The organism is Mycobacterium ahvazicum (assembly GCF_900176255.2).
Lineage (GTDB): Bacteria > Actinomycetota > Actinomycetes > Mycobacteriales > Mycobacteriaceae > Mycobacterium > Mycobacterium ahvazicum.
The window spans coordinates 2,167,361-2,192,125 of the sequence record NZ_FXEG02000002.1; the positions used below are offsets into that span (position 1 = coordinate 2,167,361).

General features: G+C 60.7%; 27 protein-coding genes and 1 pseudogene. 19 read left to right on the forward strand and 9 right to left on the reverse strand.

Features of this window, described 5'->3' with window-relative positions; translation table 11 throughout:
• Nucleotides 1-60 precede the first annotated feature (60 nt).
• Nucleotides 61-330: a helix-turn-helix domain-containing protein gene (locus MAAFP003_RS12350; protein ID WP_165796357.1), complete on the forward strand. Its 270-nt coding sequence runs from the start codon at nt 61-63 to the stop codon at nt 328-330.
• A gap of 367 nt (nt 331-697) precedes the next feature.
• Nucleotides 698-2,731 carry a DNA primase family protein gene (locus tag MAAFP003_RS12355; protein WP_165796358.1) on the forward strand — a complete coding sequence of 678 codons (2,034 nt, stop codon included), beginning with the start codon at nt 698-700 and terminating at the stop codon, nt 2,729-2,731.
• A 735-nt stretch (nt 2,732-3,466) separates the two neighbouring features.
• Here the strand turns inward: MAAFP003_RS12355 and MAAFP003_RS12360 are convergent.
• The 3 genes from MAAFP003_RS12360 to MAAFP003_RS12370 form a co-directional block, all read right to left on the reverse strand.
• Nucleotides 3,467-3,886, reverse strand: a complete 420-nt coding sequence (locus tag MAAFP003_RS12360) for a hypothetical protein (RefSeq protein ID WP_133160850.1) — start codon at nt 3,884-3,886, stop codon at nt 3,467-3,469.
• 68 nt (nt 3,887-3,954) lie between these two features.
• A complete protein-coding gene (locus MAAFP003_RS12365) occupies nt 3,955-5,022 on the reverse strand; it encodes a hypothetical protein (RefSeq protein WP_133160851.1) in 1,068 nt (355 codons plus the stop codon).
• Between the two features lie 15 nt (nt 5,023-5,037).
• On the reverse strand, nt 5,038-5,376 hold the full coding sequence (locus MAAFP003_RS12370; RefSeq protein WP_165796359.1) for a WXG100 family type VII secretion target: 339 nt from the start codon (nt 5,374-5,376) through the stop codon (nt 5,038-5,040).
• 172 nt (nt 5,377-5,548) lie between these two features.
• Here MAAFP003_RS12370 and MAAFP003_RS12375 point away from each other — a divergent pair, with 172 nt between their 5' ends.
• Nucleotides 5,549-5,782, forward strand: coding sequence for a hypothetical protein (locus MAAFP003_RS12375; RefSeq protein WP_096287309.1), 234 nt, complete (start codon nt 5,549-5,551; stop codon nt 5,780-5,782).
• A 133-nt stretch (nt 5,783-5,915) separates the two neighbouring features.
• Here MAAFP003_RS12375 and MAAFP003_RS12380 read toward each other — a convergent pair whose 3' ends face one another.
• Complete coding sequence (locus tag MAAFP003_RS12380) at nt 5,916-6,176, reverse strand: helix-turn-helix domain-containing protein (RefSeq protein ID WP_096287311.1); 261 nt, start codon at nt 6,174-6,176, stop codon at nt 5,916-5,918.
• 236 nt (nt 6,177-6,412) lie between these two features.
• Between MAAFP003_RS12380 and MAAFP003_RS12385 the strand changes: the two genes are divergently transcribed.
• The 12 genes and pseudogenes from MAAFP003_RS12385 (at nt 6,413) to MAAFP003_RS12440 (ending at nt 19,021) form a co-directional block, all read left to right on the forward strand.
• Nucleotides 6,413-6,736, forward strand: coding sequence for a DUF732 domain-containing protein (locus MAAFP003_RS12385; RefSeq protein ID WP_096287313.1), 324 nt, complete (start codon nt 6,413-6,415; stop codon nt 6,734-6,736).
• 47 nt (nt 6,737-6,783) lie between these two features.
• Nucleotides 6,784-7,104 carry a DUF732 domain-containing protein gene (locus tag MAAFP003_RS12390; RefSeq protein ID WP_096287315.1) on the forward strand — a complete coding sequence of 107 codons (321 nt, stop codon included), beginning with the start codon at nt 6,784-6,786 and terminating at the stop codon, nt 7,102-7,104.
• 765 nt (nt 7,105-7,869) lie between these two features.
• Nucleotides 7,870-8,079, forward strand: coding sequence for a hypothetical protein (locus MAAFP003_RS12395; protein WP_096287317.1), 210 nt, complete (start codon nt 7,870-7,872; stop codon nt 8,077-8,079).
• 1,531 nt (nt 8,080-9,610) lie between these two features.
• A complete protein-coding gene (locus MAAFP003_RS28940; protein WP_133160852.1) occupies nt 9,611-10,060 on the forward strand; it encodes a hypothetical protein in 450 nt (149 codons plus the stop codon).
• A gap of 184 nt (nt 10,061-10,244) precedes the next feature.
• Nucleotides 10,245-10,589, forward strand: a complete 345-nt coding sequence (locus tag MAAFP003_RS30015; protein ID WP_096291087.1) for a DUF3761 domain-containing protein — start codon at nt 10,245-10,247, stop codon at nt 10,587-10,589.
• An 87-nt stretch (nt 10,590-10,676) separates the two neighbouring features.
• Nucleotides 10,677-12,170, forward strand: coding sequence for a serine/threonine-protein kinase (locus MAAFP003_RS12415; protein ID WP_096287323.1), 1,494 nt, complete (start codon nt 10,677-10,679; stop codon nt 12,168-12,170).
• 7 nt (nt 12,171-12,177) lie between these two features.
• Nucleotides 12,178-13,848, forward strand: a complete 1,671-nt coding sequence (locus MAAFP003_RS29925) for a serine/threonine-protein kinase (RefSeq protein ID WP_096287325.1) — start codon at nt 12,178-12,180, stop codon at nt 13,846-13,848.
• Between the two features lie 152 nt (nt 13,849-14,000).
• Nucleotides 14,001-14,954 (forward strand): annotated as a pseudogene (locus MAAFP003_RS29575) (serine/threonine-protein kinase); the annotation flags it as partial.
• 243 nt (nt 14,955-15,197) lie between these two features.
• On the forward strand, nt 15,198-16,031 hold the full coding sequence (locus tag MAAFP003_RS29580; RefSeq protein WP_423790894.1) for a peptidylprolyl isomerase: 834 nt from the start codon (nt 15,198-15,200) through the stop codon (nt 16,029-16,031).
• Nucleotides 16,032-16,261: 230 nt separating this feature from the next.
• Nucleotides 16,262-16,861, forward strand: coding sequence for a recombinase family protein (locus tag MAAFP003_RS12430; protein ID WP_096287329.1), 600 nt, complete (start codon nt 16,262-16,264; stop codon nt 16,859-16,861).
• Between the two features lie 307 nt (nt 16,862-17,168).
• Nucleotides 17,169-18,521: an AAA family ATPase gene (locus MAAFP003_RS12435; protein ID WP_096287331.1), complete on the forward strand. Its 1,353-nt coding sequence runs from the start codon at nt 17,169-17,171 to the stop codon at nt 18,519-18,521.
• 32 nt (nt 18,522-18,553) lie between these two features.
• Nucleotides 18,554-19,021 carry a hypothetical protein gene (locus MAAFP003_RS12440; RefSeq protein ID WP_096287333.1) on the forward strand — a complete coding sequence of 156 codons (468 nt, stop codon included), beginning with the start codon at nt 18,554-18,556 and terminating at the stop codon, nt 19,019-19,021.
• Between the two features lie 319 nt (nt 19,022-19,340).
• On the opposite strand, the gene MAAFP003_RS28945 is transcribed toward MAAFP003_RS12440, so the two are convergent.
• The 4 genes from MAAFP003_RS28945 to MAAFP003_RS12460 all read right to left on the reverse strand — a co-directional run bounded on the left by MAAFP003_RS28945 (nt 19,341) and on the right by MAAFP003_RS12460 (nt 21,403).
• A complete protein-coding gene (locus MAAFP003_RS28945; protein WP_133160853.1) occupies nt 19,341-19,940 on the reverse strand; it encodes a hypothetical protein in 600 nt (199 codons plus the stop codon).
• Nucleotides 19,846-20,328 (reverse strand): hypothetical protein, encoded by a 483-nt coding sequence (locus MAAFP003_RS12450; protein WP_096287337.1) that lies wholly within the window; start codon nt 20,326-20,328, stop codon nt 19,846-19,848. The genes MAAFP003_RS28945 and MAAFP003_RS12450 overlap by 95 nt, the downstream gene beginning before the upstream one ends.
• 205 nt (nt 20,329-20,533) lie before the next feature.
• A complete protein-coding gene (locus tag MAAFP003_RS12455) occupies nt 20,534-21,151 on the reverse strand; it encodes a hypothetical protein (RefSeq protein ID WP_096287339.1) in 618 nt (205 codons plus the stop codon).
• Between the two features lie 3 nt (nt 21,152-21,154).
• On the reverse strand, nt 21,155-21,403 hold the full coding sequence (locus MAAFP003_RS12460) for a DUF2188 domain-containing protein (RefSeq protein WP_096287341.1): 249 nt from the start codon (nt 21,401-21,403) through the stop codon (nt 21,155-21,157).
• Nucleotides 21,404-22,655: 1,252 nt separating this feature from the next.
• Between MAAFP003_RS12460 and MAAFP003_RS12465 the strand changes: the two genes are divergently transcribed.
• The 4 genes from MAAFP003_RS12465 (at nt 22,656) to MAAFP003_RS12480 (ending at nt 24,289) form a co-directional block, all read left to right on the forward strand.
• Nucleotides 22,656-22,982: a nitroreductase/quinone reductase family protein gene (locus MAAFP003_RS12465; RefSeq protein ID WP_243393891.1), complete on the forward strand. Its 327-nt coding sequence runs from the start codon at nt 22,656-22,658 to the stop codon at nt 22,980-22,982.
• 359 nt (nt 22,983-23,341) lie between these two features.
• Complete coding sequence (locus tag MAAFP003_RS12470; protein ID WP_096287345.1) at nt 23,342-23,482, forward strand: excalibur calcium-binding domain-containing protein; 141 nt, start codon at nt 23,342-23,344, stop codon at nt 23,480-23,482.
• Nucleotides 23,483-23,515: 33 nt separating this feature from the next.
• Nucleotides 23,516-23,809 carry a DUF732 domain-containing protein gene (locus MAAFP003_RS12475; RefSeq protein WP_112741650.1) on the forward strand — a complete coding sequence of 98 codons (294 nt, stop codon included), beginning with the start codon at nt 23,516-23,518 and terminating at the stop codon, nt 23,807-23,809.
• 390 nt (nt 23,810-24,199) lie between these two features.
• Nucleotides 24,200-24,289, forward strand: coding sequence for a helix-turn-helix domain-containing protein (locus MAAFP003_RS12480; protein ID WP_279304462.1), 90 nt, complete (start codon nt 24,200-24,202; stop codon nt 24,287-24,289).
• Here MAAFP003_RS12480 and MAAFP003_RS12485 read toward each other — a convergent pair whose 3' ends face one another.
• Complete coding sequence (locus tag MAAFP003_RS12485; RefSeq protein ID WP_096287349.1) at nt 24,290-24,724, reverse strand: hypothetical protein; 435 nt, start codon at nt 24,722-24,724, stop codon at nt 24,290-24,292.
• Nucleotides 24,725-24,765: the final 41 nt, after the last annotated feature.

The following is a 24,765-nucleotide window of genomic DNA, read 5'->3' on the forward strand; positions in this document are numbered from 1 at the left end:
GATGCACGAGCGTTTCTCGTCTATTTCCAGTGTATTTTGCTCCCTCTCGTCCGAGAAGAGATGAGCGGGGAAGTCCTGCTCGGCTTCGGTCGCCGCAGACCGGCTGGGGGCAAGATGATTGATGACGAGCAGGCCGAGGTGCTTACCACCCGGGATCTAGAAAAGATGCTCAAGGTCCCGCGCAAGACTCAGATGGACCTGCGGGCCCGCGGCGGTTTCATCCCACACTTCTTTGTGGGACACAAGGTGTTCTACCGCAAAGAGGCTGTCCTGCAGTGGATTCGGGAACAAGAGTCCACTGCGACGAGGGGTCCCGATGGCCGCTCCTAACGTGACAATGCTCCGAGCTGAGCAGTCCGCCGACAGCCACGAGGATGCTGATAGCACAAGCGATATCAGCGGGGGCCTGGTTGGTGACGGTGCCGAGCGGGCCGACGTCCGGCTGTTTCTCGACTCCGTGTTCGGTAGCGATACCGGGATAGTGGTCTTTGCGCTGGGAATCAATCCTCGCCGCAATCCCAATAGTGGCAAGTACGAGCACGGCTCTTGGAGTGAGCGCAATGGGGAGAAGATCGTGTTCGGGTGGCCGGAGGAGGCTGAGCAGATCTGCGACGCGATCGACCAGTACGCCCACCGGGGTGATCTCTACGTCGTTCCGTATCTGAGGCGTAGTCGGGCGCGCCGTAAGGGTGACGCGGTGATCCTGCGGCTGGTGCACACCGACGGGGATAAGGGACTCGATCAGGAGAAGATCGACCGGCTCGCCGATCTCGGCGCATTTGTGATCGGCTCGGGGTCACCAGGCAATGGGCATGTATATGTACCGCTGAATGAGGAAGTGAGCCAGGTTGCGCATATTGCATTGTGCAGGGGGCTCATTGAGTATCTGGACGGCGACAAGGCCAAGCACAGCGACAACGACTTGTTGAGGCCGGTGGGTGGCTACAACTTCAAGTCCACCGTCTTCGAGGGCTTGCCTGCTCGTCAGGTGCAATGGCTGATCAAGCCGAACGGGACGCGGGTGGATCCGCACACTCTTGCCGCTCTGCTCGGGGTGGACCTCGCCGCCGCCGAGGAGAGGGCCAAGACGAACGGCCGAGCCAACAAGGAGAAGGCCAGGATCACCGGGACGGCACGAGTGATTTCTCAGCACCATGCCGAGGATCCCAAACCGATCGATTTGGAGAGATATCCGAAGGTGGGGGAGGCGCTGGCGGAAGTGAGCGAGCCACCTGACCGCTCCCGGGACCTGCACCGTGTGGTGCGTGCGGTCTACGACGCGAATCTGACCGAGGCCCATGCAGTATGGGCGGTGCAGCAGCGCGACGATCTGGCCGATCGCCTCAGCGAACACCCCGATGACGTGGCCCGTAGCTGGTCGAAGATTGACGTTGAGCAGCGATTGGCGCATACCGACAAAGGCAACGCCACCCAGCTGGTCGCCGAGTATTCGCCGGGCATCCGCTACGTGCCCGAGATCGGAAAGTGGATGCACTGGAACGGGGTGCTTTGGCATTTCGACCCTGATACCGGGACGATCGACACCGCGGCCGGTCAAATTGCCACCGAATTGCCGGGGGCCACCAAGAGAGACCGCAGCCACCGCAAGCGGTCGTTGTCGGCCGCGGGCATCGGCGCGATGGTGCGGCTAGCTCGTTCGGATCCGGCGATGCGGTGCAGCCGTGACCGACTCGATGCCAGCGGTTGGCAGCTCAACACCCTCAGCGGGATCGTGAACCTGCGCACCGGGGAGATCTGCGATCATCATCCTGATGCCTGGCACACCAAGATCACCGGTGTGGGCTATGACCCCGAGGGCGATTGCCCGCGGTGGACGGAGTTTTTGAGAACCACTTTTGAGGGCGATGAGGAATTGATCGCCTATGTACAAGGCTTGTGCGGGTATGCCGCCATCGGCAAGGTGCTGGCCAATATCCTTCCGTTCTTCTGGGGAGCCGGGCAAAACGGGAAGACGGTATTGCTTGAGGTAATTTCGAGGGTGCTGGGTGATTACGCCATCGCGGCACCGGCCAACTTCCTGCTGGCGGGCCGCGATAAGCACGAGACCGAAATTGCCCGGCTGGCCGGAGCTCGTTTTGTGGTGTGCTCGGAGATCAATCAAGGTACCCGTTTCGATGAGGCCAAGGTCAAAGTACTGACCGGCGGTGACACACTCACCGGCCGCTTCATGCACGGCAATTTCTTCGATTTTTCTCCATCGCACATGTTGATCCTGGTTGGAAACCATCAACCCGCGGTCGGTGCCGGTGGGTATGCGTTTTGGCGTCGGGTCCGCCTTGTGCCATTCACGCACCAGGTCCCCGAGGACAAGAGAAACAAACACCTCGCCGACGAACTTGTCGCGGCCGAGGGCCCGGCGATCTTGGGCTGGATCGCGAGGGGTGCCGCCACAGTGGCCTCCGATGAGTTGGTCACCCCCGAGCGCGTGATGACGGCCACGGAGGAATACGAAGAGTCGGAGGACCGCACAAAGCAATTCCTCGATGACTGCACGACCCGGGGCACCGGTGAGGATCGAGAGTTGGTCGGTGACGTGTACCAGCGCTACATCGAGTGGTGCCATGCCAACCGGTTCAAGGACCCGCTGGAAAGCCGTGTCTTCGCCCGGGAGATTTATTCCAGGGGATATCAGAAGGCCAAGTCGAACGGCAAGCGCTACATCCACGGCCTTAAGCTCACCCGGCAAACCTGGGACCGGCAGCAGCAATGAGAGCACATAGCAAAGGGTCATATCCGGTCGCCTATATGTCCCTTTGGATTCCCTGCCGAGATTCCGCAAGGGTCGTGCAGTGTCATCGAGGGACAAACTGTAGGGACATCTGATTGTGCTCTTTTACCAGATCAAAGTCCCCAAGGGTCGTGTAGGGTCATCAATTCCCACCTTGCAAAAGGTACAAAAGAAACTCCTTCAGACTATTAACGAAGAGTTACTGCGGAACCAATAGCGAAATGTTGTTTAATGACCCTGCTTGGTAAGCAGCAAACACGGGGCGGATCCTCGTTGTGTGCTCCACCCCGCCCCCCGGCTGGATCGTTCGATATGGCCGTGCGTCTTTAGTGGCGCAACGCATTAAAGCGGAAGTCAAGTACTGGCTTAGTTCGCGGCAAATAAACCACCTGGCGAACGGCACGCTTCGGAGCGCGGTTAGCAGTCGATAGATCAGCCCGTTGTGTTCGCGACCAGGCGTTTTACCCCATAACACCCCAGAGATCGTCAAATTTTTGTCAAAGATATGGATTTAAGTGACGCAAAAGTCGCCCGATTTGACCTGAACTCGACGAGTGTGACGACCCGAGAGAACCGATCCCTACTGCGCATCGCCGATGCCGATGTCCTCCTCAGTGATCCCGGTGTTCGTCGCCGATGTTCATGGAGACCTGAGTCGGCGTCTTGCTCATCCTCATCGTGCTACGGGATCCGCATATCCCACGACCGTCGGCCGATTCAGCTCGCGCATCGTCGTTGGAGCTCAGCATGAACGTCCTTGAGCTTCTCCGCGTTTTGCGTGAAATCGGTGCCGAATTGCCTGTCGGAAGGAGTCGGGCCCACTGAGGTCGGTGATACCGACTGGCTCTCGGCCACCCAGCGCTTCCATTGCTCGAACAGGTCGCGGTTGATCGCCACCATCGCATCCGCCTCGGACCGTAGACCCGGTGAGCTGATCCGGCCCGCGTAGGACTGCAATTCGTTAATCATGTTCCGATAAGCGACTTCCGTCTTGCTGTTGTTGGCGTCGGGTTCCTGCGCCGCTGTCCGGGCCGAGGCGAGCTGGGACTCGTAGTAGCTCCACATGGCCCGCGCCGTCGCGCAATCGGCCGCCTTGCCTCCGGCCGGTCGGACCAGTAGCCAGACCGAGGCGACCATCAACACCGTGAAGATTCCCACCGCGGCGAATCGCAGTGCCCGACGGGAAGAGTGCCTCGTGGCTGCGGTCAATGCGGAGCCGTCATCACGGGAACGGTTGGTGTCGGTAATTTGCCGTTCACGATCGGAATGGAGCCACCGCAGCCGTCCGGTAGGTAGAACGTCTTACCCGGGTACATCGCGGACGTATTCATGATCTCGCCCAGCGAGACCGGCTTCCACGGCATCGCCATCGGGTAGCCGGTGATACCGCCTAAGCTGCCTGTGCCTTGCAGGACCTTCGTGGTCTCCATCTCGTACGTGTTCTCGATCCACCGGGCTGAATACCACTTCCCGTCGGCACCCTGGACCATCTTGGTGATCCCGGTGGCCTGGCCCCCGGTGAGTCGGATCTTGTAACCCTGTTGCACGTCAAACCCGTTGGCGGTGTTGCTAAGTCCCGTCTTGTCCGTGGTGAGCAGGCCGGTGGACGGACCGGTCGCAAGCTTCTCCGGAATGGTCGTTGGCTGCCATGGGACGTACGGCCCCTGAGGGGGCGAAAAGGGATCGTCGTACGAGCGCGATGTGTCGAGCTGCCATTGGCCGGTCGTGCTGTTCTGGCCCGCAGGTGGGGTATCCAGCTGCCCTCCCGGTATCCGCACACCGCCGGGACCGGGTGAAATCGGGATGTCGCCGTCGGCCATATTGATCGCGGTCGCAAGTTCCTGGTCGACTGCGTTGGCTTCGGTGAGAATCGCGTCCAGGCGCGGCTGCAGTTGTTCTTCGGCGATGAACGCTTCCATGGGTAGGGCGGTCGACGTCGGGACGACCTTGTTGGTCACCGGATCGATCATCATGTGCATTTCGGCTGCATCATGACGCAACGTGCGCAGCTCGGACTGGACATGCTCGATGTCTTCAGCGGCTTTCCCGGCCGCCGCGCCGACCGCCAAGGATTCATTCCCGTGAGCATCAAGGTCTTGGCGGATGGACGCGTTGCTATGTCTCCGAGCCTCCGCGGTGGCTCCTTCCCAGCTGTCGAACACCGCCAACGAACTCAGGTGCTGCGAAGCCTCCAAAGTGGCTTGCCCACGGGCATTGGCTGCATGGAAGACGGTGCGCACCGCATCAGCGCTCCATCGATCAATATCGGCCACCGTCAACATCATCGATCACACCCCGGCCGAACCAGCTATCCCGCCGACACCTCGTATGACCGCGCGGACCTTCTCGACGTTCTCCTGCTCCATCGTGGCGAAGGTGATTCCATCGGTGTTCAGGTCGACCGCATGGCCGCCGACCCGGCCCACGAGCCTGCGCGACGTCTCCAACCAGGTCTCCGTCTTCACGGCGAGCGCTGCCGCGGAGCTGCCCACCCAGCCGGTCTGAGCGGACACAATCTGGTTGTCCGATGACAAGTGGGCGGTCGCGAGATCCTCAGCCTGCCCGCCGACATGCGCCGCCGACGATGCCAACGCTTCCAGGTCGACTTCCAATTTCCCGTCTGCCACCACTGCCCCCTTGCCCTAGGCCGGACCCATGGCTCCATAGCACTAGAGCGAGTACCCCTCTGCAAGTCACCGCTAATCCCAGCCCCAGAACAAGAGTTGACATGCAGGAATTGTCGGATTAACTGGGATTCGACAAGGCCCTCAGATAGCGCTGTTCCACGGAGGCAGTTCCATGCAAATCCTCGCCGTCGCAGGTATCGCCGCGGCGTTTGCGCTCATCTGCTTGGCCATCTACCTGTTCGGCCGGTACCTACAACGCCGGGGCCACGACCTCACCTACGTTGACCCGCGCTACCCCGACTCCATGCAGGCAGTGGATCCAAAGATGGACGTCCCACCGCCGGGTCGGCCATACACCAGCCTCACTCACGAGGATGATCAAAACCCGCCCACACAACCCCGCTAGCGAGAACCGTCGCGGGGCAGGGCCAGCCTCGCTGCCGATACCGAACTTGGCAACGAAAAGGACTGGGGCCGAGGGTGCTTGAAGTTGATGTTGGACTGGCTCGGTTCGGGTGAGTTGGCTTTGGCCTGGCGGACTATGGGTTTGCTCCAAAGAGCTGCGCCGCGGGAACCTGCAGCGCCTCGGCGATATCGAATAGCCGCTCGTAAAGCAAGCCTCGTCGGCCAAGCTCGACGTCGATAAGCACGTTGCGGGTGACACCCGATCGGAGCGCCAGAGCCTCTTGCGTGAGACCCCGCTCTGTGCGGAGTGTCCGGATTCGCTCGCCAACTTCGCGGCGGCGGACTTCCCAGGCGGCGACGCGTTCAGGATCGTTCTGACTGGGTCGCGTCGGCACCTGTCCCAGTAGTCGGGCAAAGGACACCCATGTCTGCCCTACTAGTAGTACTCTGTGTGTACGCATGAGGTCCGGGCGGAACTGCCGAAGTCTTTGGAGGGAACGGGAATGAAGACTATTGCGGCACTGATTACGGCCACAGCCGCGGTGTTCCTGCTCGGTACCGGCACGGCCAGGGCTGATTGTCAAACGCAGTGCTATGACAGCGGCAATACCGGCTATCACTGCGTGACTTCATGCAATTAAAGCAATATACGACTGCGGCCCTGACCGTCTCCCTAGCTGTGCTGTCGATGGGTGTTGCTCACGCCGATAGCAACGACGACGACTTCGTCCAGAAGGCGAACAACAATGGGGTCGTTGGGGCTCCGGCTGATCTAATCCGGATCGCGCATCAGGTTTGCGGAGGTCTCAATAACGGAACTGGTCCGGACGCCATTGCCGATGCTCTTGTCTCTCAGCTGGGCCTGCGATCGGATCGGGCGGCGATCTTTGAGGCGCTTTCAGCGACGCACTACTGCCCGAAATACGGCAATCTGCAGTTCAAGAATCCCCATTAGGCTCGGCAAGCAGTGCGGACTACCTCTCCGGGAATGCGACGGTCCAAATGAAAATCACCAGACTATTGGCCGGACCGGTTGGCGCTCTGGCGTCAGTCACAGCCGCTACCGCGACGTTGGCCCCCGTCGCCCATGCCGAGACGCCGTACTCCTACTGCCTCAAGTCAGATGGGGTGCCCTTTGACTCCAAGCCGGACATGTATATCGCGGTGGGCAAGAAGGTGCTCTACTACGAGCAGCACGGCCAATCCTTCATGCAGGTCGTTCAGGAGCTAGAGCGAGAGGGAGCCCCCGCGAACGAAGCAGCCGCCATCGCCGCCTGTGCCCAGAAGGTGAATTGCACCGACCTGCTGCACTGTGGACCCTAATCGCCCCGATCGAACCTTGAGGAAGACAAATGATGAACCGGCATCGTGCAGGGAGTCGTTGGAAAGACCGGTACGGGTGGGTGGTTGCACAAGGAGGTCGCGAAATGAAAGCAGCACTCGCAGCAGCGCTGGCGGTCGGTGCGACGCTATTCGCTTCGATCCCAATCGGATTCAGCGATTCTCCCTGCGTCGTAGATCCGGTGCACCCCTGGTTCGACAACGGGCAATGCCCATGGGACACACCGCCGCCAGGTGGTTATCGGCCTCCGCCAGCGGGCCCAGGGGCGCGGTTCGGCAACCCCGGTCCAAATTGCGGCCCTGGGGCATTCGCCCAGTGCTAAGGCCCGCATTCGCTGAAAATCTCCAACGGCCGCGGCCCCTAATTCGTTGTGGTACTACTTCTTCGGCCCGTGCAGGTAGTTGGGATCGGTCAGCCGTGGTCACATGCGCGCTCATGGAATCTGCTGCGGATACGGACATTTCCTCGTTAGGCTCCGAGCCGTGAAGCGGATAGTGCTTGTGGCGGCTGTTGTCGCGGGATTGAGCATCGCCGGGATGCCGGATGCCCACGCTGAGCAATACGTGAGAACGGAGTCGGGCAGGGTGCACTGTATGGTCACCGCGAATGATCAAGGTCATGGAGGGGGCCCAGCGGCTGTTTGCGATGCATCGGGGCCCGGCAGCACCGGCTTCCTGCAAGCGCCCATTTCGATGCCTGAATCGCAATGCAGATACTCGCCATGTCCCGGAGGTCTGCATTGGGGTTTGGCCGTAGTCACTGCCGCAGGCGCGTTCAGGTGGGCGCAGGGAAACATCGCCGCTGGCTCCGGCGTCCAATACTCCACCCTGAATTACGGGCAAACCTATGACATGGAGGGCTGGACTATCGTGCCAACCCAAGACGGCACGCGCTTTACCAACGACGGCACCGGCCACGGCATGTTCGTCAGCATCGAAAACGTTTCGTCCTTCTGAGTTCGCCAGTGATATTCACCCGGGTAGCAGAGTCGACGAGGAGCAACAGATTGACCGGATACACGATGTTGGTCATTACCGTGCTCGCCGAGATGGCCGGATTAGGCGCTGTTGACGCAACACCGGCTAGCGCTGACCCGGCAAGCGCCTGCCATGCCGCATCCCCGAACTGTGCCGTCGTACCGGGCATGAAAGACGGATATGTGGGCCAGCCTTGCTCAAGTTGGACGCGGTACGTCTATGGGTTTGGGCCCCGCGGTGAAATTCTGGCGTGTCGTTCCTTCGACGGAGGAAAGTCCGGCCAATGGGCGCAAGGTGGAAGCCTGACTGGGGTCCGGGAAATTGGGACGGCATGTTCAAGTTGGCAGGTAGGGCAGGGCCCAGATGGTCGCCCTCTCTGGTGTTCACTCAGGGCCCCTACCAGGCGTCAGGGGATCCTAATCATCCCGACGGCACATGGACGCCGCTCTCAGTTCCCGGCGGAGGTGGATAGGCAATGACAAGAAGCCACGGATCTGCACCTCCATTTCGAGGAGCGGCTTGGGGTGGGGTTCTGCTGTCGATCGTGTTGCTGTCCGCCGGTTGGGATCTGCCAGTCGCGGTGGCCGATGATCCGACGCCGGTCGTGCGCAGCTGTTCTCTCCCGCCGGAAGTCCGGCCAGCATCGATAATGTTGTTGTGCGACAACACTTTAAATGTTGACAAAATAGTATGGAGCAAATGGGGAATTGATGGCGCGACGGGCCGCGGCATTGAGTTTCGAGTGATCTGTGAACCAAACTGTGCGAATGGAAGGGCGATCTATTCCCCGGTGATCGTTACCCTCAGCGGTGCCGTCCCTCCCGACTTCCACTTCACAAGCGCGACTATCAATAACCCTGCCACCGGCGGCTCCCAGGCGGTCCCGCTCGGTTAGCCAACCCGGGCCACGATCTGAGAGTTGGGTAAACGTTTCTAGAAATTGGTACGACAAATGCAAGGAAGAAGTCTTCGAGCTTGGTTGGTCGCCATCGCAATGGCTGTCAGCTTCGCAGCCTGTAGCTCAGGACCGACTCGTGATGCGCGGTCGTACCAGGCCGGCTACCAGCAGGGAGCGGATGGAGCCATGAACATGATGAGGTCGGGCGTACCGCCCGTTATGGCTTGCAAGAACATGGCGGAGGCGGCGAATGGATGGAACCCTAACCTGTACAACCCACTCGACTATGAGGCAGGCTGCGAGCAGCGTCTTCGCGATCTCGGACAGTGGAGCGGCCGCTCTATAGACAGATGATGGCGCAACTCGATTGCGACCTACTCAAACTTCGTGCACGAAGGGCGTGCAGGATCCCGGCTCTTCCGATCGCCTCCTCATGCCGGTGCCTGTAGAACGAGATCTTGGCCGCCCGTATGCGCCTGGCACCGGGGAACAACCGGATCTTGTCACCCAGTGTGTACAACGGCAAGTTGGCAGAAGCGTGCCTAGAAGGCCAAAGAAAACTTTGTTCGAATCTCCTCCGGCTGGCGATATTGGCTCGTTAGCCTCTGGGCCATGAAGCGAATCGTGCTTGTGGCCGTCGTGGTCACCGCGTTGGGAATCGCTTTTGCGTCCGCGGCCGGGGCATCCTCATACGTGAGGACCGAATCTGGCCGGGTTCGGTGCATCGTCCAGCCGGACAGGGTCGCGTGCGAAGCGAGTGGGCCCGATAGCACGGGCTTTCCCCAGGCACCGATATCTCTTCCGGAATCACAATGCCGAAATCCATGTCCAGGTGGCATTCACTTCGATCTGGCCGAAGTGACGGCCTCAGGCGGCTTCAGCTGGAACGACGGCAATATCGGCGGGGGCGGTACACCGCAAAATGATCTCGTCCTCAACTACGGTCAGACTTATCACATCCAGGGTTGGACGGTATTGCCCGGCAGCGACGGCACCCGCTTCACCAACGACGGCACTGGGCACGGCATGTTTGTCAGTGTCGAAAACGTCTCCTCGTTCTGACCCCGAATCCCGGGGCGGAAGCTCGGATTCCTCGTTGCGGCGCGGTATGAAGGACACTGCCGACCGAACACCAGCGACCGTTGCAGACTTCAACTCCGGCAACGGGTTTTGCGAAATCGGTGTGCTGCCGGTCTGCGTGTGCCTACGCTTCTCGGCGTCTTATCTAATCGTGCAAGGGCGTCAGATGTTTCGTGTGTCGATCGGAGCGGCGGCCATCGCTGCGGTCATCGGGTTGCCATTCACCGCGAGCCGCGATGTTGGGGTCGTCGGAAATCTGAGTGAAATACCGAAGCAGCCGATTCCGTTGAGCCAATGTCCACCCGGCTACTACACAAACAGCTACGGGACTTGCGTCGAACGGCCTGACCAAAACCCGGGCAACCCGACGGCGCTCTGTTGCGATGGAAGTGAATCCCACAGTCAGCACAGAAGCGGTACGTGTTCAAGCCACGGTGGCGTCTGCCAGTGGAACAGTCTAGGTACCGGCAATCCCAACGATCGGTCCGCCGACCGACAGCGTTGGATGTGAACGCGACGATGTGGATCCCCTGCAGTCTGGCGGGAGCAGGGTTGTCTGGCATCTGGCAGCGGGCCTGCGGCATCCCTGATACTGCTTATGGATGAGCGGGCGTTCGGGCGTTACCGGCTGATCGAGGTGATCGGCGAAGGTGGCATGGGCAAGGTGTACAAAGCCCACGACACCGTCATTGACCGCCATGTCGCGGTCAAGGTGTTGTCCACCGAACTCGCCACCGAACCCGGATTCCGAGAACGCTTCCGCCGCGAGGCTCATACGGCCGCCCGGCTGACCGAACCGCACATCATCCCCATCCACGACACCGGCGAGGTCGACGGCCGCTTGTATCTGGTCATGCCGATCATCGACGGCGTCGATGTAGGCACCTTGCTCAAACAAGATGGCCCAATGAACCCGCGGCGAGCCGTCATGGTCATCGAACAGCTGGCATCAGCACTAGACGCTGCACATGCCGCTGGACTAGTGCACCGAGATATCAAGCCTTCGAACGCATTAATGGCCAACCGCGACTTCACTTACTTAATCGACTTTGGCATCGCCCACAACGTCGCGGCCACCAGGGTGACCAAAACCGGTGCCATCATTGGGACCTTGGCCTACATGGCCCCCGAACGTTTCACCACCGGTGTCGCAGACGCTCGATCCGATGTTTACTCGTTGGCCTGTGTGCTGCACGAGTGCCTGACCGGGGCACCACCGTATCCGGGTGATAGTGCCGAGCAGCAGATCACCGGCCATCTCACCCTCGACCCTCCGAAACCCTCGATGCTCAACACCACTGTTCCAGCCGCTTTCGACAATGTCGTTGCCCGCGGCATGGCGAAGCAGCCGACGGAGCGTTTCGCTTCAGCGGGCGAACTCGCCATAGCAGCAAGCGCTGCGGCAGCAGTCTCGGAGTCACCAACAATGTCTGCTACCGGTCTTGACCAGCAAGTCAGCACCCGCCAGTTTTTAGATCGCTGGCCTAATCCGGAGGGAACCGGATACACCCCATACCCCGATCACTTCCGCGTCCCCGAATCAACAGAACGCAAATTCGGGACCGGACGACTGGTGCTGGTTGCCGGAGCCGTGACAGCGTTCGTGGCAGCCACGCTGATAGCGGGGTTGCTGATCTTGCGGAACAACCAGGGATCCCCGAATGCCTCCCACTCAGCTGCGTCGACGGCACCAACTACTAGCGTGGTTACTACCGAATCGCCTAGTACCCGAGCGTCTTTGACGACGAAGGCGAAGCCTCAACTCAGCTTGCCAGATACCGATGCGCAGGGGTTCGTGGGTTATCCCGCCGGTCGGTGCGACCCAGGAAGTACGCCAGCACTGCTGGGGCGCACCACCCAATCGCTGATCGTGGTATGTGAGGACGGTCCAGCCAATTACTACTACCGGGGGCTCCGACTTAGCGACGGTGCCAGCATCGAATTGGCCAACGCAGTGCGATCTTCGGGCGGATTCGACGTCACCAATCCCGTCGACGGGACCCGCTATCAGGTGCGATCGAACGGCGTCTCAATCACCACACCCAGCGGTCAAGTGTTCACCGAACCAATGATCGAGTACGCGGCGAGGTGATCGACCCATGCCGCTGACTAACGGTCAGACTTTCGCTGGGTACACCATCGTTCGCTTGTTGGGTTCTGGGGGGATGGGCGAGGTCTACCTCGCGGAGCATCCGCGACTCCCGCGCCGGGACGCCCTGAAATTGCTTCCCCGAGAGTGGTCGCGCGACGAAGAGTTCCGGGCCCGGTTCAACCGGGAAGCCGATCTCGCTTCTACGCTCTGGCATCCGCACATCGTCGGGGTGCACGACCGCGGTGAGGAAGATGGGCAGCTGTGGATCTCGATGGATTTCGTCGATGGGCTCGATGCGGCACGGCTTCTGGCCGATCGCCACCCGGCTGGCATGCCGGTCGAGGAAGTCGTTCGTATTGTCACCGCGGTCGCCAGCGCGCTCGACTATGCCCACAAACAAGATCTGCTGCACCGTGACGTAAAGCCCGCGAACATCATGATGACCCACCTCGACGATGACGGAGAGCAGCGAATTCTCTTGACCGACTTTGGAATAGCCCGCAACGCGAACGATATCAGCGGGCTGACCAAGACCAATTTCACTGTAGGAACGGTGGCATACTCTGCCCCCGAACAACTTATGGGTGAAGACGTCGATGGCCGGGCTGATCAGTACTCATTGGCGGCCACGGCATTTCATCTGCTGACCAGTTCGGAATTGTTCCCGAATTCCAACCCGGCTGTAGTTATCAGTCGCCATCTCAACGTGCCACCACCGGCCGTCGCTGATAAGCGACCAGAGCTCGCCGCGTTGGATCCGGTGCTCGCCGTGGGCCTGGCCAAGCGACCCGATGGCCGGTTCAGAAGCTGCTCTGAATTCGCACGCGCCCTCAGTGACCGGGTTGATTCAACCGGTGCCTCGAGTGCGGCGACTCACGTAGCACTCCAGCCGTCCGAGGCACCCCCTGCATCGGCAGCTAGCCCTCCCGCCAAATCAACAGCCGGGTCTCGGCGTACCTGGGCGCTCGCGGGCGGCGTCGCCGCGACCATCGTTTTGATTGGGGCTGCCATCGTGATGTGGCGGGAGTGGCAACACAATAGCCCGCATGCTGGGATCACAGCTGTCCCCCAACCCGGAGCGTCATCATCGCCGATACCCGGCCCTCCACCACCGGCATCGCCAACCCGGGCCAATGAAACCGATATTCAAACGACGACCGCAGTCGTCAATGGTCAACCCGCTATTGGCTTCCGTGAAGTGCATAACTCGAACGCCGACCTCCCCTTGAATTGTGAGACCACCTCGAAGGCGGCGGTGACCGCAAACGTCTACTACTGCAGTCCCAACTCGGCAAGCGCAGACATTTGCTGGTCGGCACCTCCAAGATCTATGTTGTGCCTTGACAATCCGTGGGACAAAGAGCTGCGCCGGTTTCCACTCAGCACATTTCCCTTGCCTTCGGTCCAACATGGTGTCGATCCTTGGCCGTACGCCCTTGAGCTAGACAACGGTGCCAGATGCCGCCTGCTGGTCGGCATGCGTGACGTGCGACCCGACGGTGACATACCTGAATATGGTTGTGGTTCGGGTCAGAGCGGTTTCGCGGTCCTCATGAGCCGTGACTCCACCAACCCCATCAACCGGTCCTTAGCGATATGGACAGTCAAAGCCGGGCCGCTCGGGTCCATGGCGCAAACTCGCACAGTAACCAAAGCGTGGTTCGTCGGAGCTGAATAGTTTCGGGCGCAGTCGGCGGCGCGGTCAGCATGAAATCGATCAGCATGTCCCGCTTCTCTTGACGACGAGTGTTTCGGTGGGAAGGGCTGGGAGGCTGCGCAGACCACCAAATCGACCAAGCCCAGACCCAACTGAACACTGTCACAAAATAGATGACCTACGAGCGTCTCAAAACTTCGTGTATAAGAATTCGTGAACATCGATGGTCGACGGGTAGTGCGTGTCGGCGCGCCTGTCGGCGTCGGAAGCCAGCTACATGGCTGGACCGCTTGCCTAGCGCCGATCACCTGCGGAGGTATCAGCTAAGCCGCTATCGTGCTTGCAGCTTGCAGCCTAGTGACGGAGGAGGCGGGGTGCAGGGTACGCCGTTCGGTCGGTACTGGTTGGTGGAGTTATTGGGCCGTGGCGGTATGGGTGAGGTCTGGCGAGCCCGTGACACCGTCACCGACCGCGTCGTCGCCATCAAGGTCTTGCCTGCAAGTCTTTCCGAGGACGCGGAATTCCAACATCGATTCCGACGAGAAGCCCACGCAGCCGCTCGATTAGACACCCCACATGCGGTTCCCATCTACGACTACGGTGAAATCGATGGCCGACTGTTCGTGAGTATGCGGCTGATCACGGGTAGCGACCTGGCCGCGGTGCTCGCCGACGGACCGCTAGAACCTGCCCGCGCGGTGCGCATCGTCGACCAGGTTGCTAAGGCCTTGCATGCCGCACACAAGATTGGGCTGATCCACCGCGATATTAAACCCTCCAACATCCTGCTCGATGACGACGATTTCGTCTATCTCATTGACTTCGGAATCGCCCGTGCGGCAGATGAGACGCGGATGACGAAGTCCGGCAATATAATCGGCAGTTTCGCCTATATTGCACCTGAACGTCTTGACCCCCAAACGGAAGAGGATGCCCGCGCAGACATCTACTCGCTGGCCTGTGTGCTGTATGAAGCCCTAACCGGACAGCCACCATTTCCCGGCAGTACTGCCGTGCATTTGATGTATGCACATGCCAACACCCCGCCACCTCGACCGTCGGCCGTTCAACCGAACGTGCCGACGAACCTCGACGAGGTCGTCGTCCGCGGTATGGCTAAGGAGCCCGACAGCCGATATGCGACCACCGTCGAGTTGGCAGATGCTGCCCGCGGCGCGATCACCTTCCCCACCCAGCGGCCGCAGAGTTCGGCATCCGACCCGACGCTCCCAGCCACTCCCATGGGCCCGACACTGGCGGCCACCCAGCTCTCCGATGCCGACCTGGCCCATAACATTGCCCAGCTGCGGGGTGCGGGAGCCGAGCGCAACGTCGAACAGCAGCTTGAGGGCCATGCCCAGCAGGCCCGAATGCACCGGACCCTGATCATCGTTGGCGCGGTCGCCTCGCTTGCCGTCATCGCCGCGGTGGTGATCATCGTGATCAACAACAGAAACGACCAGAACAGCAGTGCGACAGTAATGACGACCCCTGCCAGAGCAACGGCTACGTCTGCCAGCAGTTCCGCGGCGACCGCAACGACTGCACTGCAGACCGGTCAGGTGCCGCCGTTGCCGCCGTTTCGGCCGTCAGCCAGCGTGGGCGCAAATTGCCAATACCAGGCGACACCGCAAGAACCGGCCGCCAAGCCGGTCAAGCCGCCGCGGACCGGCAAGGTCCCGACCGATCCGGCGCAACTGACCGCCAGTATGGTGACCAGCCAGGGCAACCTGGGCTTGATGCTGGCGAACAACGAATCGCCCTGCACCGTCAACAGTTTCGCCAGCCTGATGGGCCAGAGATACTTCATTAACACAAAATGCCACCGTCTGACCACCAGTCCGGACCTGGCCGTGTTGCAGTGTGGCGATCCCCGGGGCGACGGCACCGGAGGGCCGGGCTACCAGTTCGCCAACGAGTATCCGACCGACCAGTACCCACCGAACGACCCGAAGCTGCAACAACCGGTCATGTATCCGCGCGGCACCTTGGCCATGGCGAATGCCGGGCTCGGCACCAATGGCAGCCAATTCTTCATGGTCTATAGGGATTCCGAGCTGCCACCGGCTTACACGGTGTTCGGCACCATCGACGAGACGGGGTTGGCGACGTTGGACAAGATCGCCGCTGCCGGGGTGGCCGGGGGTGGACAGGACGGTCCACCAGCGCTCGACGTCGTGATCAACTCGCTTCTGCTTGATTAAGGCGAGCGAACAGCGACTTGCCCGGGAAAAGGCCGATGACACCGATCCTGGCCGGGATCAAGTGGTCTTCGCACCTGCAAACCCAGCTGAACCCAGCGATGCCCCGTCTCGAAATAGACCACATGTGAGACGCCGGGCGGATGGCCTCAACCGGTTCGATCCGGCCAGGTCGATCTGTCTCAAAACTCCGTCTCGGAAATAAGACTCGCAAAACCGCGATTCTCATACATATGAGTCAAGAGAACGACGTCGACAGGCATCCGGTCGGACAACGGATTGGCTACACCCGAGTCTCTACCGTTGCCCAAACCCTCGATCAGCAAAACCAAGCCCTTGAAGCGGCAGGGACGACAAAAATCTTCTCCGACACCATATCCGGCGCTCGGGATGACCGTCCCGGCCTGGCGGCGCTGATGGATTACGTCCGGGAGGGCGACGTCGTTGTGGTCTGGAAATTGGATCGGCTGGGCCGCAACATGTTGCACATCTTGGAGACCGTCAAAGAGCTGACCGACCGCGGTGCCAAGTTGATCTCCACCAGCGATGGCATCGACTCGTCCACTCCGGCCGGGCGCATGATGATCGGTGTGCTCGGGTCCCTGGCCGAGTACGAGCGCGAATTGATAAAGGAGCGAACGGCGTTGAAGCGGAATGCCTCTCGCGCTAACGGTACTAAGTTCGGGCGACCTCGAAAGGTCGCCGACGCCGAGCACATCTCCACCGCGAAGCGGATGAAATCCGACGGTCACTCAGGAAAGGCGATTGCCAAGTACCTCGGGGTCAGCCGCGCGACGCTGTATCGCTACCTTTTAAAGGAGCCCGCCATATGAGGGCCAAAAGGCCAGGCCACTTGGGGCCCTTGAGTGTCAAGTTGCATGGGCTGACTGTTCAAACGTAGTCGCCTCGGCGCGGCGCGCTAGTAACTGGAAGCGAATCCGGACTGGACAACTGCAGGACGTCGCTTCCAGGCGTGCTCCGCGCTAGTCTCCGGTACATGCCAAATTGATGCATTCCGGGATTGGCTGGGTCGTTGAAATTCCATTGTTCGACCGAAAAGCTGCATGCCCGGGATACTGACTCGCGCGCAGGGCATGGGTCACATCTTCAGGCCGTTAGCTGCGGTAACCTACGTGAACGATGCTGAGGCGGCTGTCCTTCACCAACTTCAAGTCATGGCCCCGCGTTGATCTGTCGTGCGGGCGTGTCACCGGGCTGTTTGGGCCAAATTCCTCAGGCAAGACGAGCATCTTGCAATTCCTTCTGCTGTTGAAGCAGACCAAAGAGGCCACCGATCGGCTCCTGTCGCTGGAGATGAACGGCGACTACGTCGAACTGGGGGCCATCCGGGATGCCATCCATCGTCACGATGAGAATTTGGCGATCGAAACATCCATTTCATTCGAACGGACCGCGCAGCTGGTTCTGCCTGATCCGTCGGACCCGCGGACCGACCTCGCCGCCGACAACACTTTCACGCTGGCGTCCCGTACCGTTGTTGAGAAGCAGGTGGCTCGCACGGTACAGCTGGCCTACACGCTCGGCGGCCATGAGTTCGGACTTAGACCCGGGCCAAAAGCCAACGAATTCAGACTGACCTACCAGGGCGAGGGCCCGTTCCGGTTCGTTCGCACCCAGGGCAGGGCATGGAGACTTCCCGCGCCTATCAAGAATTATGCGTTTCCCGACCAGGCGCGCACGTACTACCAGAACGCACAATTTCTATCTGATCTTGAGGCGGCATATGAACAGGCGCTCGATGGCATTTTCTACTTGGGGCCACTGCGTGAGTACCCACAACGCGACTATCTATGGGCTCGCTCCCGGCCCGCCGATGTCGGGCGACGCGGCGAGAAAGCGATCGATGCGATCCTCGCCGCAACCGCTAGTGGCGAGACACTGAATCTGCGACCTAGGGCACGCCTCCTGCCTTTCCAAGCCATGGTGGCGTATTGGTTGCAGCATCTCGGGTTAATCCATCGCTTTAAGGTCGAGGAGATCGCGGAAGGCTCTAATCGTTGGCAGGCGAAGGTCGTTACCCGGCCCGGAGCTAGCGAGGTGTTACTGACCGATGTTGGGTTCGGCGTTTCGCAAGTGTTGCCCGTAATCACCCTTTTGATGTACGTGCCCGAAGAGTCCACCGTTCTGCTCGAACAACCCGAAATCCACCTGCACCCGCTCGCACAGGCCAACCTTGCCGACGTTCTGCTTTACGCAGCTACACGTCGACGTGTTCAGGTGCTGCTAGAGAGCCATTCCGAGCACTTGCTCCTCCGATTGCAACGCCGTATCGCTGAAGAGGCCCTGAAGGCCGACGAGGTAAAGCTCTACTTCTGCGACGTCAACCGTGGTAGCTCTGCATTGACGCCACTATGGCTCAATGTTCTTGGCCAAATTGAAAATTGGCCCGTGAACTTCATGGGCGATGCGTTCGGCGAAGCAGCTCTGGCTGAAAAAGCACGGTTGCGACGCCTTCGAGATGCCGCTGACTGATGCAGGTTGTTGTTGACACAAATGTGCCAGTCGTGGCCAACGGCCGACCCGACCCCGCCAACGGAGGCCGCACTCCGTCGCTGAGCTGTCGTGAGGCCGCCATCGACTTCTTGATCGAGGTGACGCGTAGCCACCAAGTTCTCGTGGACTTGGCAAGGGACATACAGGCTGAGTACGCGCACAAACTCAATTCGGACGGGGAGCCAGGCGTTGGCGACCGTTTCTATTTTCAGATCCTGATGAACGGTCCGATGCGGGTCGAGAGGATCGACCTACCTCGGTCCGCAGATGGCAGCTACGCCGACTTTCCGGTCGACCCCGAGCTTGAACGGTTCGATCCGAGCGACCGCAAATTCGCGGCGTTGGCGCGGCGCATGCGCGCACCCGTGGTGAACACGACAGATTCGGATTGGCTTCACCACCGAGATCCATTGGCGAGGAACGGTATCGCGGTACTGTTCCTGTGCGGTTGCGACCGGGGCGAGTGGTTCGAGTCGTGATCTTCGCTTATCAAACTTCGACCCCAACAAGTTGGATTTCACAGGCGGCCCAGTCGGCTTGTGGCAGCGCGGGCCAAGATGTTTTCGACCATGGCGGGACCAAGAATTCTTGTCGGGTATGTCGCATCGAAGTTGTTGTTGTCGAGGCCAGAGTCGCGTCGCCCGATCCGGTGGACCTCATCGAATTTGACGTTGAATTGATGCGGCCCCTCAACAAGCCGCGGCGAACCCGGAACGCCGGGCCCCGTGAGCGAGACCAGCGTGGCCCAATCAAAACCAACAGCGCGCTTGCGGGCAATTTGATCTGATCGATCGCGTGTCAGGTTGTAGTAACTAAATCTGGCTGCTTGATGAGTACATCGATTGCGGCGAGCCGCTTGACATCGGAAAGCGCTGTGACCCTCCACATTCCCAGCTCATCAACCTCGAACGAAAGCGCGCAGTGACATGGGATCCGGTTGAGATCACCTTGCTCGTCAATTGAGAGCGCCAGGCTTAATCTCGTGCGCTTCTGGCCTGACGGGCTGTGAACTTCGAAGGCGATTGTGTATTCCCCAACGTCAACTCCGCCTGCCTCGATCACACAGATCAGCGCAAGCGACATCGGTGTCGGAATTAGGACGACGTCGTAGTACGACCAGGCTCCGTTGATCACGTGCGCGAGCCCGTGGTCGACCGCTACATAATTGGCGGGCATTAACGCGGAAACCAACAGTTTGTCCGATACTTTCCGTTCGCCCGATCCTGCGAGGCCACCCTTGCCGCCCGGTGCTACTAGCCTGATTTCGCCACTTTCGAAGATGGTGTCGCCTCCATCAGCGCCATCAACCCCCGCAATGTGCGCCTTTCCCCGAGTTCCGCGGCCGACATGTGGTATCCACGGGCCTTCGTAGTTGGAAGCACGCGCGGCAACGACCAAGATCTCCGCACGGCGTGTCGTAGGCGGCGTCAGAGGTGTAAAAGAGCCAGCCCCCACCGAGTGATCCGGTTCCGATGACACCGCCGCCACCGCCTCCTCCGCCGAGTTGGCCACCCATTCCGCCGTTGTAGATCGTGTCGGCGATGACCGTGATGGTCGAGCGCTCGGACTTGGCGATGACTTCAGCAGCTTCCGCATCGGTGAGCGGCCAACCTGCTTCAATTCCGGCGGCAGCCGCCTGATCATACTCCGCCAGCTGTGCCGCTTTCCATTGCAGCAGCAGCTCTTTCGGAAAATCTTCCACGCGCCCCTCCGCGTCCACCAGCTCGGAATGAAATAGGCAGAGAAGCAAGAGGTTTTCAGCGCTGCGATTCTCTTCGCTCGCCATATGGGCATCCCATCGGGGCCCGTTCTCAGATCGCGCGCAGATATGCGCGATCCGCGAGTTGAGAGTGCGATTTCCGTCTAGGTCCTTCCGGTAAAGGGGTTCCGTGCAGTCGGAAGCCGCACAGCGTATCGCGTTGGCGTAAAGAGCTTTCGCGGTCGCATCTGTGACCTCAGGATGCTGGTGGGCAGGCACAGGGCGAATCCGGCTAGGCGACGTTCCGTATGGAATCGAGCATTGAGACGAATGCCGCCGCCTCACCGCTCAGCCATGCATCAAACCCCCTGCGGCGTCGAGCGGGCTGGTAGATGCGCTGGCGGCGCACATCGAGTACCGCTGGGCGGCAGCCACTTTCAGGAAATGTGATCTCGATGAGGCGGATAGCTGCCTGGACACCATCACGTGAGAGCTCGGGGTCTTTGAAATACGGCCAGACCAGGTGCTTCTCGTGCCGCTGCTGCCACGTGAACTTCGGGGATACGCGGACTTCGAGTGCCCCGTCACGCCAACGGAGCGGCTGCGAAAAGACTTCCAGGTCCTTTCTCCGCCGCCATCCCGCCCATCCGGTGGCAAGTGACTCGTAGGAGGCCCTGCGTCGTGGGCTGCAATCTTGGACGGCTCGTTGCATCCGGGAGACGTCGTCGCCGTTGGCGATGCCTTCGCGAATCGCGAGACGGATGCCGCGGTAGAAGTCGTGGCCCGGGTTGTAGTCGCCGAACTCGTTATCGATCACGTTATGCACGGCGGTGATGCGCCCGCTCGCCGTAGCGGCGGCGAAGTCTACGAAGCCGCCGAGGCTGATAGTTGCGCTGATTGGGTTGGTCACCTTTTAGCCCTTCGGCGGATACGGGTCATTGGCGGGCGGCACGGTGTTCGAATCGCGGATGCGGCCGTCGCGACCATGCAGCCGACGCTCACCGCCGCCGGAGTTACGGAGAATTTCGTCGGCACGCCGCGCCGCGTCCTGTTGGGTGCCGGTATGGGCGCTTGCACGCTTGGCCCCCGGCTTCTTGACGTCCCAGCCGCCGTTCGGATTTGGCACCACGTGCCGGACATTGGTCCCCTCTGGCTTTGCCATTGGTCTACTCCTTGGAGTTCATCTCGCGTGCGGACCGTCCGCACGTTTGACGAAACCCAAGGTCGGATATCGGCGGGTTACCGCTATCCCCAGCCAGGGCTGGTGTTACCGTCGAGGTGCCTACCAAGCAGCCAAGCGGTTCCAGACCAGGGGCTTCGAGTCCAAACCGCCGTTGGTCTGGGCTGCTTGGATTTTATGCCCGTCGCCCCACGACACCGGGGATCTCAAACCGACATCGGTATCGCAACGTTCGGGATAACCCCGTTGTCGTAATCCACAAGCTGTGGCGAAAACAACGATACTCGCAGGTCAGAGGGCCCGCGGTGTTGGTTACACCAGTGTAATTCTTTGTGGATTAGTTTGCCGAAATTGCCTATTCATCGGCGTGTCGCGCACGCCGGTCGTTTCGCGGTGCGCCCTGCCTCTAAACACTGGCCCCTCGCGGTTCGTCGATGTTTGCTTCCGGCGGACGCAAGAAGCCGCGGCCGTACTAGAAGCTCACGTTGACTACGTCCCCGGCCGAAGATGTCGTTGACCACCTATCGTCGGTGAAGTTGTTGTTGTCCACGTCTCGGACGATGAATTGATGCGGCCGCTGAACGAGCCAGGGCGAATCCGCAAGCGGCGGACACCGTGAGCGCCCAGCCCGGCCGAACCGAGGTTTCCGCGGGATTCGGGCGATAACGATGATGACCACATCGCAAAGAAGGCTGGGCACCATGACCAAGGGATGGACGAAAGGCATGATGCGGTGTGGCCGTTACGACTACCGGGAGGTCGCGGTGCACACGACCAATCCTGATCACCTAGTTCCGCGGCAGCCGTCGCCGACGAGCGTGCCGCCTCTGCGGATCTCCGGGCCGTATGCCGCTGGGAGGCCTAAGACCCCGCGGGCATGAGAGGCTCGACTGGCGGTGACTGCCGAACCACCGGCCATGGTCAAGCTCGGCCTGCCAGTTTCCGGTAGCGACTGATCCAATATCGGCGTAGATACCACAGCAGGATCCTCTGGCGGGGTACAACTTGGTGCCGCGGAGTCGCGGCCGAAGCGGAACTTGACGTTCTACACACGTGGCCGGGGCCGAAGTCGACCGTCTTGGTGTCCTTGCCGAAGTTGATGTTCTACACATCCTCGGCGAGGTTCTTGTCGGGGGTTCTTGTCGGCCTGGCGCGGAGCTGCGGCCCCGCTAGGCTGGCGTGAATTGATCGGCAAGAGGGGACTCTGATGCGCCGCAGAATATTCAGCACTCCCATGGTGTCCTCGGTCAACGCTGCCGTGGCCAAGCTCATGGGTGTGCCGCTGTTGGGCAGTGTCGTGCGCCGAAACACGGTGATGATTTCCTACGTCGGCCGCCGCTCAGGCAAGACGTTCACGACACCAGTTAGTTACCGGCGGAATGGTGATGAGATTGTCATCCGTGTCATGCTTCCCGACGCTAAGAACTGGTGGCGAAACTTCCTGGACGGCGGCAGCCCGATTACGCTGCAGCTCAACGGAACCGACCGAACTGGGCACGCCGTCGCGACCCGCGACGATACGGGCCGGGTGACGGTCACCATCAAGCTGGATGGCCGGTAGCCGCGATTCTCGTCGAGATCCATCGCCGATTACGTTGCCGAGTTTGGCTGGAACCTACCGACACCGGGGCCGTGCCCAAGATGCGCCACCCGCCATGCCAGACCAACGGCGGAAGGGCACGGCTCCGGATAGTCATCCGCCCAGGGGAATTTTTCGATTTCAACGCCCCGAATAGCTGCTCGTCATAAGCTCCCGTCCACACGAAGGGTGTCCGCCTGTGACGATCAGCAGAGAAACGAATCCGACTTCTCGTCGCGGCGACGATCGTAATTCTCACGGTGGTTTTGTTCGTATTCTTCGGCATCATTCCCTCGTTACGTCCGGGGCCAGGATCATCGCCGGAGATCACAACGGAAGTAATGCCGCTGCCCCGCAAAGGGCCGCCGTACGCCAATTGCGAGGAAGCCCACGCAGATGGCCGCTACAACATCCCCCGAGGCGACCCCGCCTACAACCCCGCGCTAGACCGCGACGGCGACGGAACCGCCTGCGACCGTTAGGCAATCCGAGTGGCTGTCCGAGGAGGAGCAGTAATGAAGGCGTTTCTAGCGGTAACCGGAGCAGTAGCTATCGCCGTCATGCTCGGCGCAGCGCCGCGGGCGCGGGCCGACGACCAGAGCTACCTGGACTACCTTGCCCAGCACCACAACGACGTGACCGGAGGTATCTCACCCCCGGTCCTGCTGCTGGGCGGACACCGGATGTGCATGTTCATCCAGGGCGGCATGACGCCCCCACAGGCAGCTGCCACGGCCGGATCGCCGCTAGGCCCGGCCGTAACAGACGCCGCACAGCACGAGTTGTGCCCGGACACGCTGCAGCATTGAGCTATTGCTTGCGCCGCGCGGTTGTCCGTCATCGGTCGAAGGTGTCCGCCTGGCCAGTTAGCTATACCAGCCAACCCACCAGCGCGGCCATGGTGCCCCGGTGTTTGAGGATGGTCATCGGCCCGCCGCGGCCGAAGTTGACGTTCTACACGTCGTCGACGACGTTGACGTTGAGCAGCCGCCGGTCGGCCAACGGGCTGAAAGGTCTCACTGGCCATACCGGGGCCGAAGATCTTGTTGTCCAACGACTCGGCCTCGAAGTCCCTGTTGCGCGGCCCCTCAGCCTGCCGAAACCACCAAGTAGCTGGATAGCAACGTCACTCAATTTGTGAATGTCCGCGAGTATGCGCCGATATACGAAAAGTAGCTCCGAACTGCTCCGATAAGGGCATCTCGGCGAACGACATCGCGAAGATGTTGAGTGTTTCTCGCGCCACTGTCCACCGCTATCTCGCCGACGGTGCGTCGCTGACTGCCTGACTACGCATCTCGCGGAGCGGTCGCCATTCGAAGCAGGTGGACCTGTCCCGCTACCGGGGACATTTGCGGTCGGTGCACAGCGATCACTCGCGCCAGGTCAACTTGGAAGCTGCCGATCGCGTAGTCGGGGTCGGGTTCCGGCGGCCCAGTCAGTGCTTCGCCCGAAGCGTCGAGGAGTTCGACTTCGTAGTAAGCCCTTGCTCCGAGTCCGAATAGCTTCTGCAGATGTTCGAGATGCTGGGGATCGGGCATGCACACCGCCCAGGCGTGCGCGAAGTCGCGGTTGGAAGTGACGTACAACTTGTTGAGGTCGTAGATGCGCCCGCTGGCGAAGTCTGCGACTTTCGATTGCGCACGGGCCTTCTCAATGCTTCCGCGCAAACAGTGGGCGTAGAAATTGTCCTGCTTCGCGATCGGCAGCAGCAGCTCACCCACTTTGCGTCCAGACCATCCAGCATGCCAGTAGCGCACCGGTC

Coding starts and splice junctions, on each gene's coding strand:
- MAAFP003_RS12390 (WP_096287315.1), top strand. CDS start 6,784: ATGAAAATCACCAGACTATTGGCCGGACCGGTTGGCGCTCTGGCGTCA.
- MAAFP003_RS12435 (WP_096287331.1), top strand. CDS start 17,169: ATGCTGAGGCGGCTGTCCTTCACCAACTTCAAGTCATGGCCCCGCGTT.
- MAAFP003_RS29580 (WP_423790894.1), top strand. CDS start 15,198: ATGCACCGGACCCTGATCATCGTTGGCGCGGTCGCCTCGCTTGCCGTC.
- MAAFP003_RS28940 (WP_133160852.1), top strand. CDS start 9,611: ATGAAGCGAATCGTGCTTGTGGCCGTCGTGGTCACCGCGTTGGGAATC.
- MAAFP003_RS12475 (WP_112741650.1), top strand. CDS start 23,516: ATGAAGGCGTTTCTAGCGGTAACCGGAGCAGTAGCTATCGCCGTCATG.
- MAAFP003_RS12375 (WP_096287309.1), top strand. CDS start 5,549: ATGCAAATCCTCGCCGTCGCAGGTATCGCCGCGGCGTTTGCGCTCATC.
- MAAFP003_RS12360 (WP_133160850.1), bottom strand. CDS start 3,886: ATGGTCGCCTCGGTCTGGCTACTGGTCCGACCGGCCGGAGGCAAGGCG.
- MAAFP003_RS12460 (WP_096287341.1), bottom strand. CDS start 21,403: ATGGCAAAGCCAGAGGGGACCAATGTCCGGCACGTGGTGCCAAATCCG.
- MAAFP003_RS12385 (WP_096287313.1), top strand. CDS start 6,413: ATGCAATTAAAGCAATATACGACTGCGGCCCTGACCGTCTCCCTAGCT.
- MAAFP003_RS29925 (WP_096287325.1), top strand. CDS start 12,178: ATGCCGCTGACTAACGGTCAGACTTTCGCTGGGTACACCATCGTTCGC.
- MAAFP003_RS12465 (WP_243393891.1), top strand. CDS start 22,656: ATGGTGTCCTCGGTCAACGCTGCCGTGGCCAAGCTCATGGGTGTGCCG.
- MAAFP003_RS12415 (WP_096287323.1), top strand. CDS start 10,677: ATGGATGAGCGGGCGTTCGGGCGTTACCGGCTGATCGAGGTGATCGGC.
- MAAFP003_RS12450 (WP_096287337.1), bottom strand. CDS start 20,328: ATGGCGAGCGAAGAGAATCGCAGCGCTGAAAACCTCTTGCTTCTCTGC.
- MAAFP003_RS12350 (WP_165796357.1), top strand. CDS start 61: ATGAGCGGGGAAGTCCTGCTCGGCTTCGGTCGCCGCAGACCGGCTGGG.
- MAAFP003_RS30015 (WP_096291087.1), top strand. CDS start 10,245: ATGTTTCGTGTGTCGATCGGAGCGGCGGCCATCGCTGCGGTCATCGGG.
- MAAFP003_RS12470 (WP_096287345.1), top strand. CDS start 23,342: ATGCCGCTGCCCCGCAAAGGGCCGCCGTACGCCAATTGCGAGGAAGCC.
- MAAFP003_RS12430 (WP_096287329.1), top strand. CDS start 16,262: ATGAGTCAAGAGAACGACGTCGACAGGCATCCGGTCGGACAACGGATT.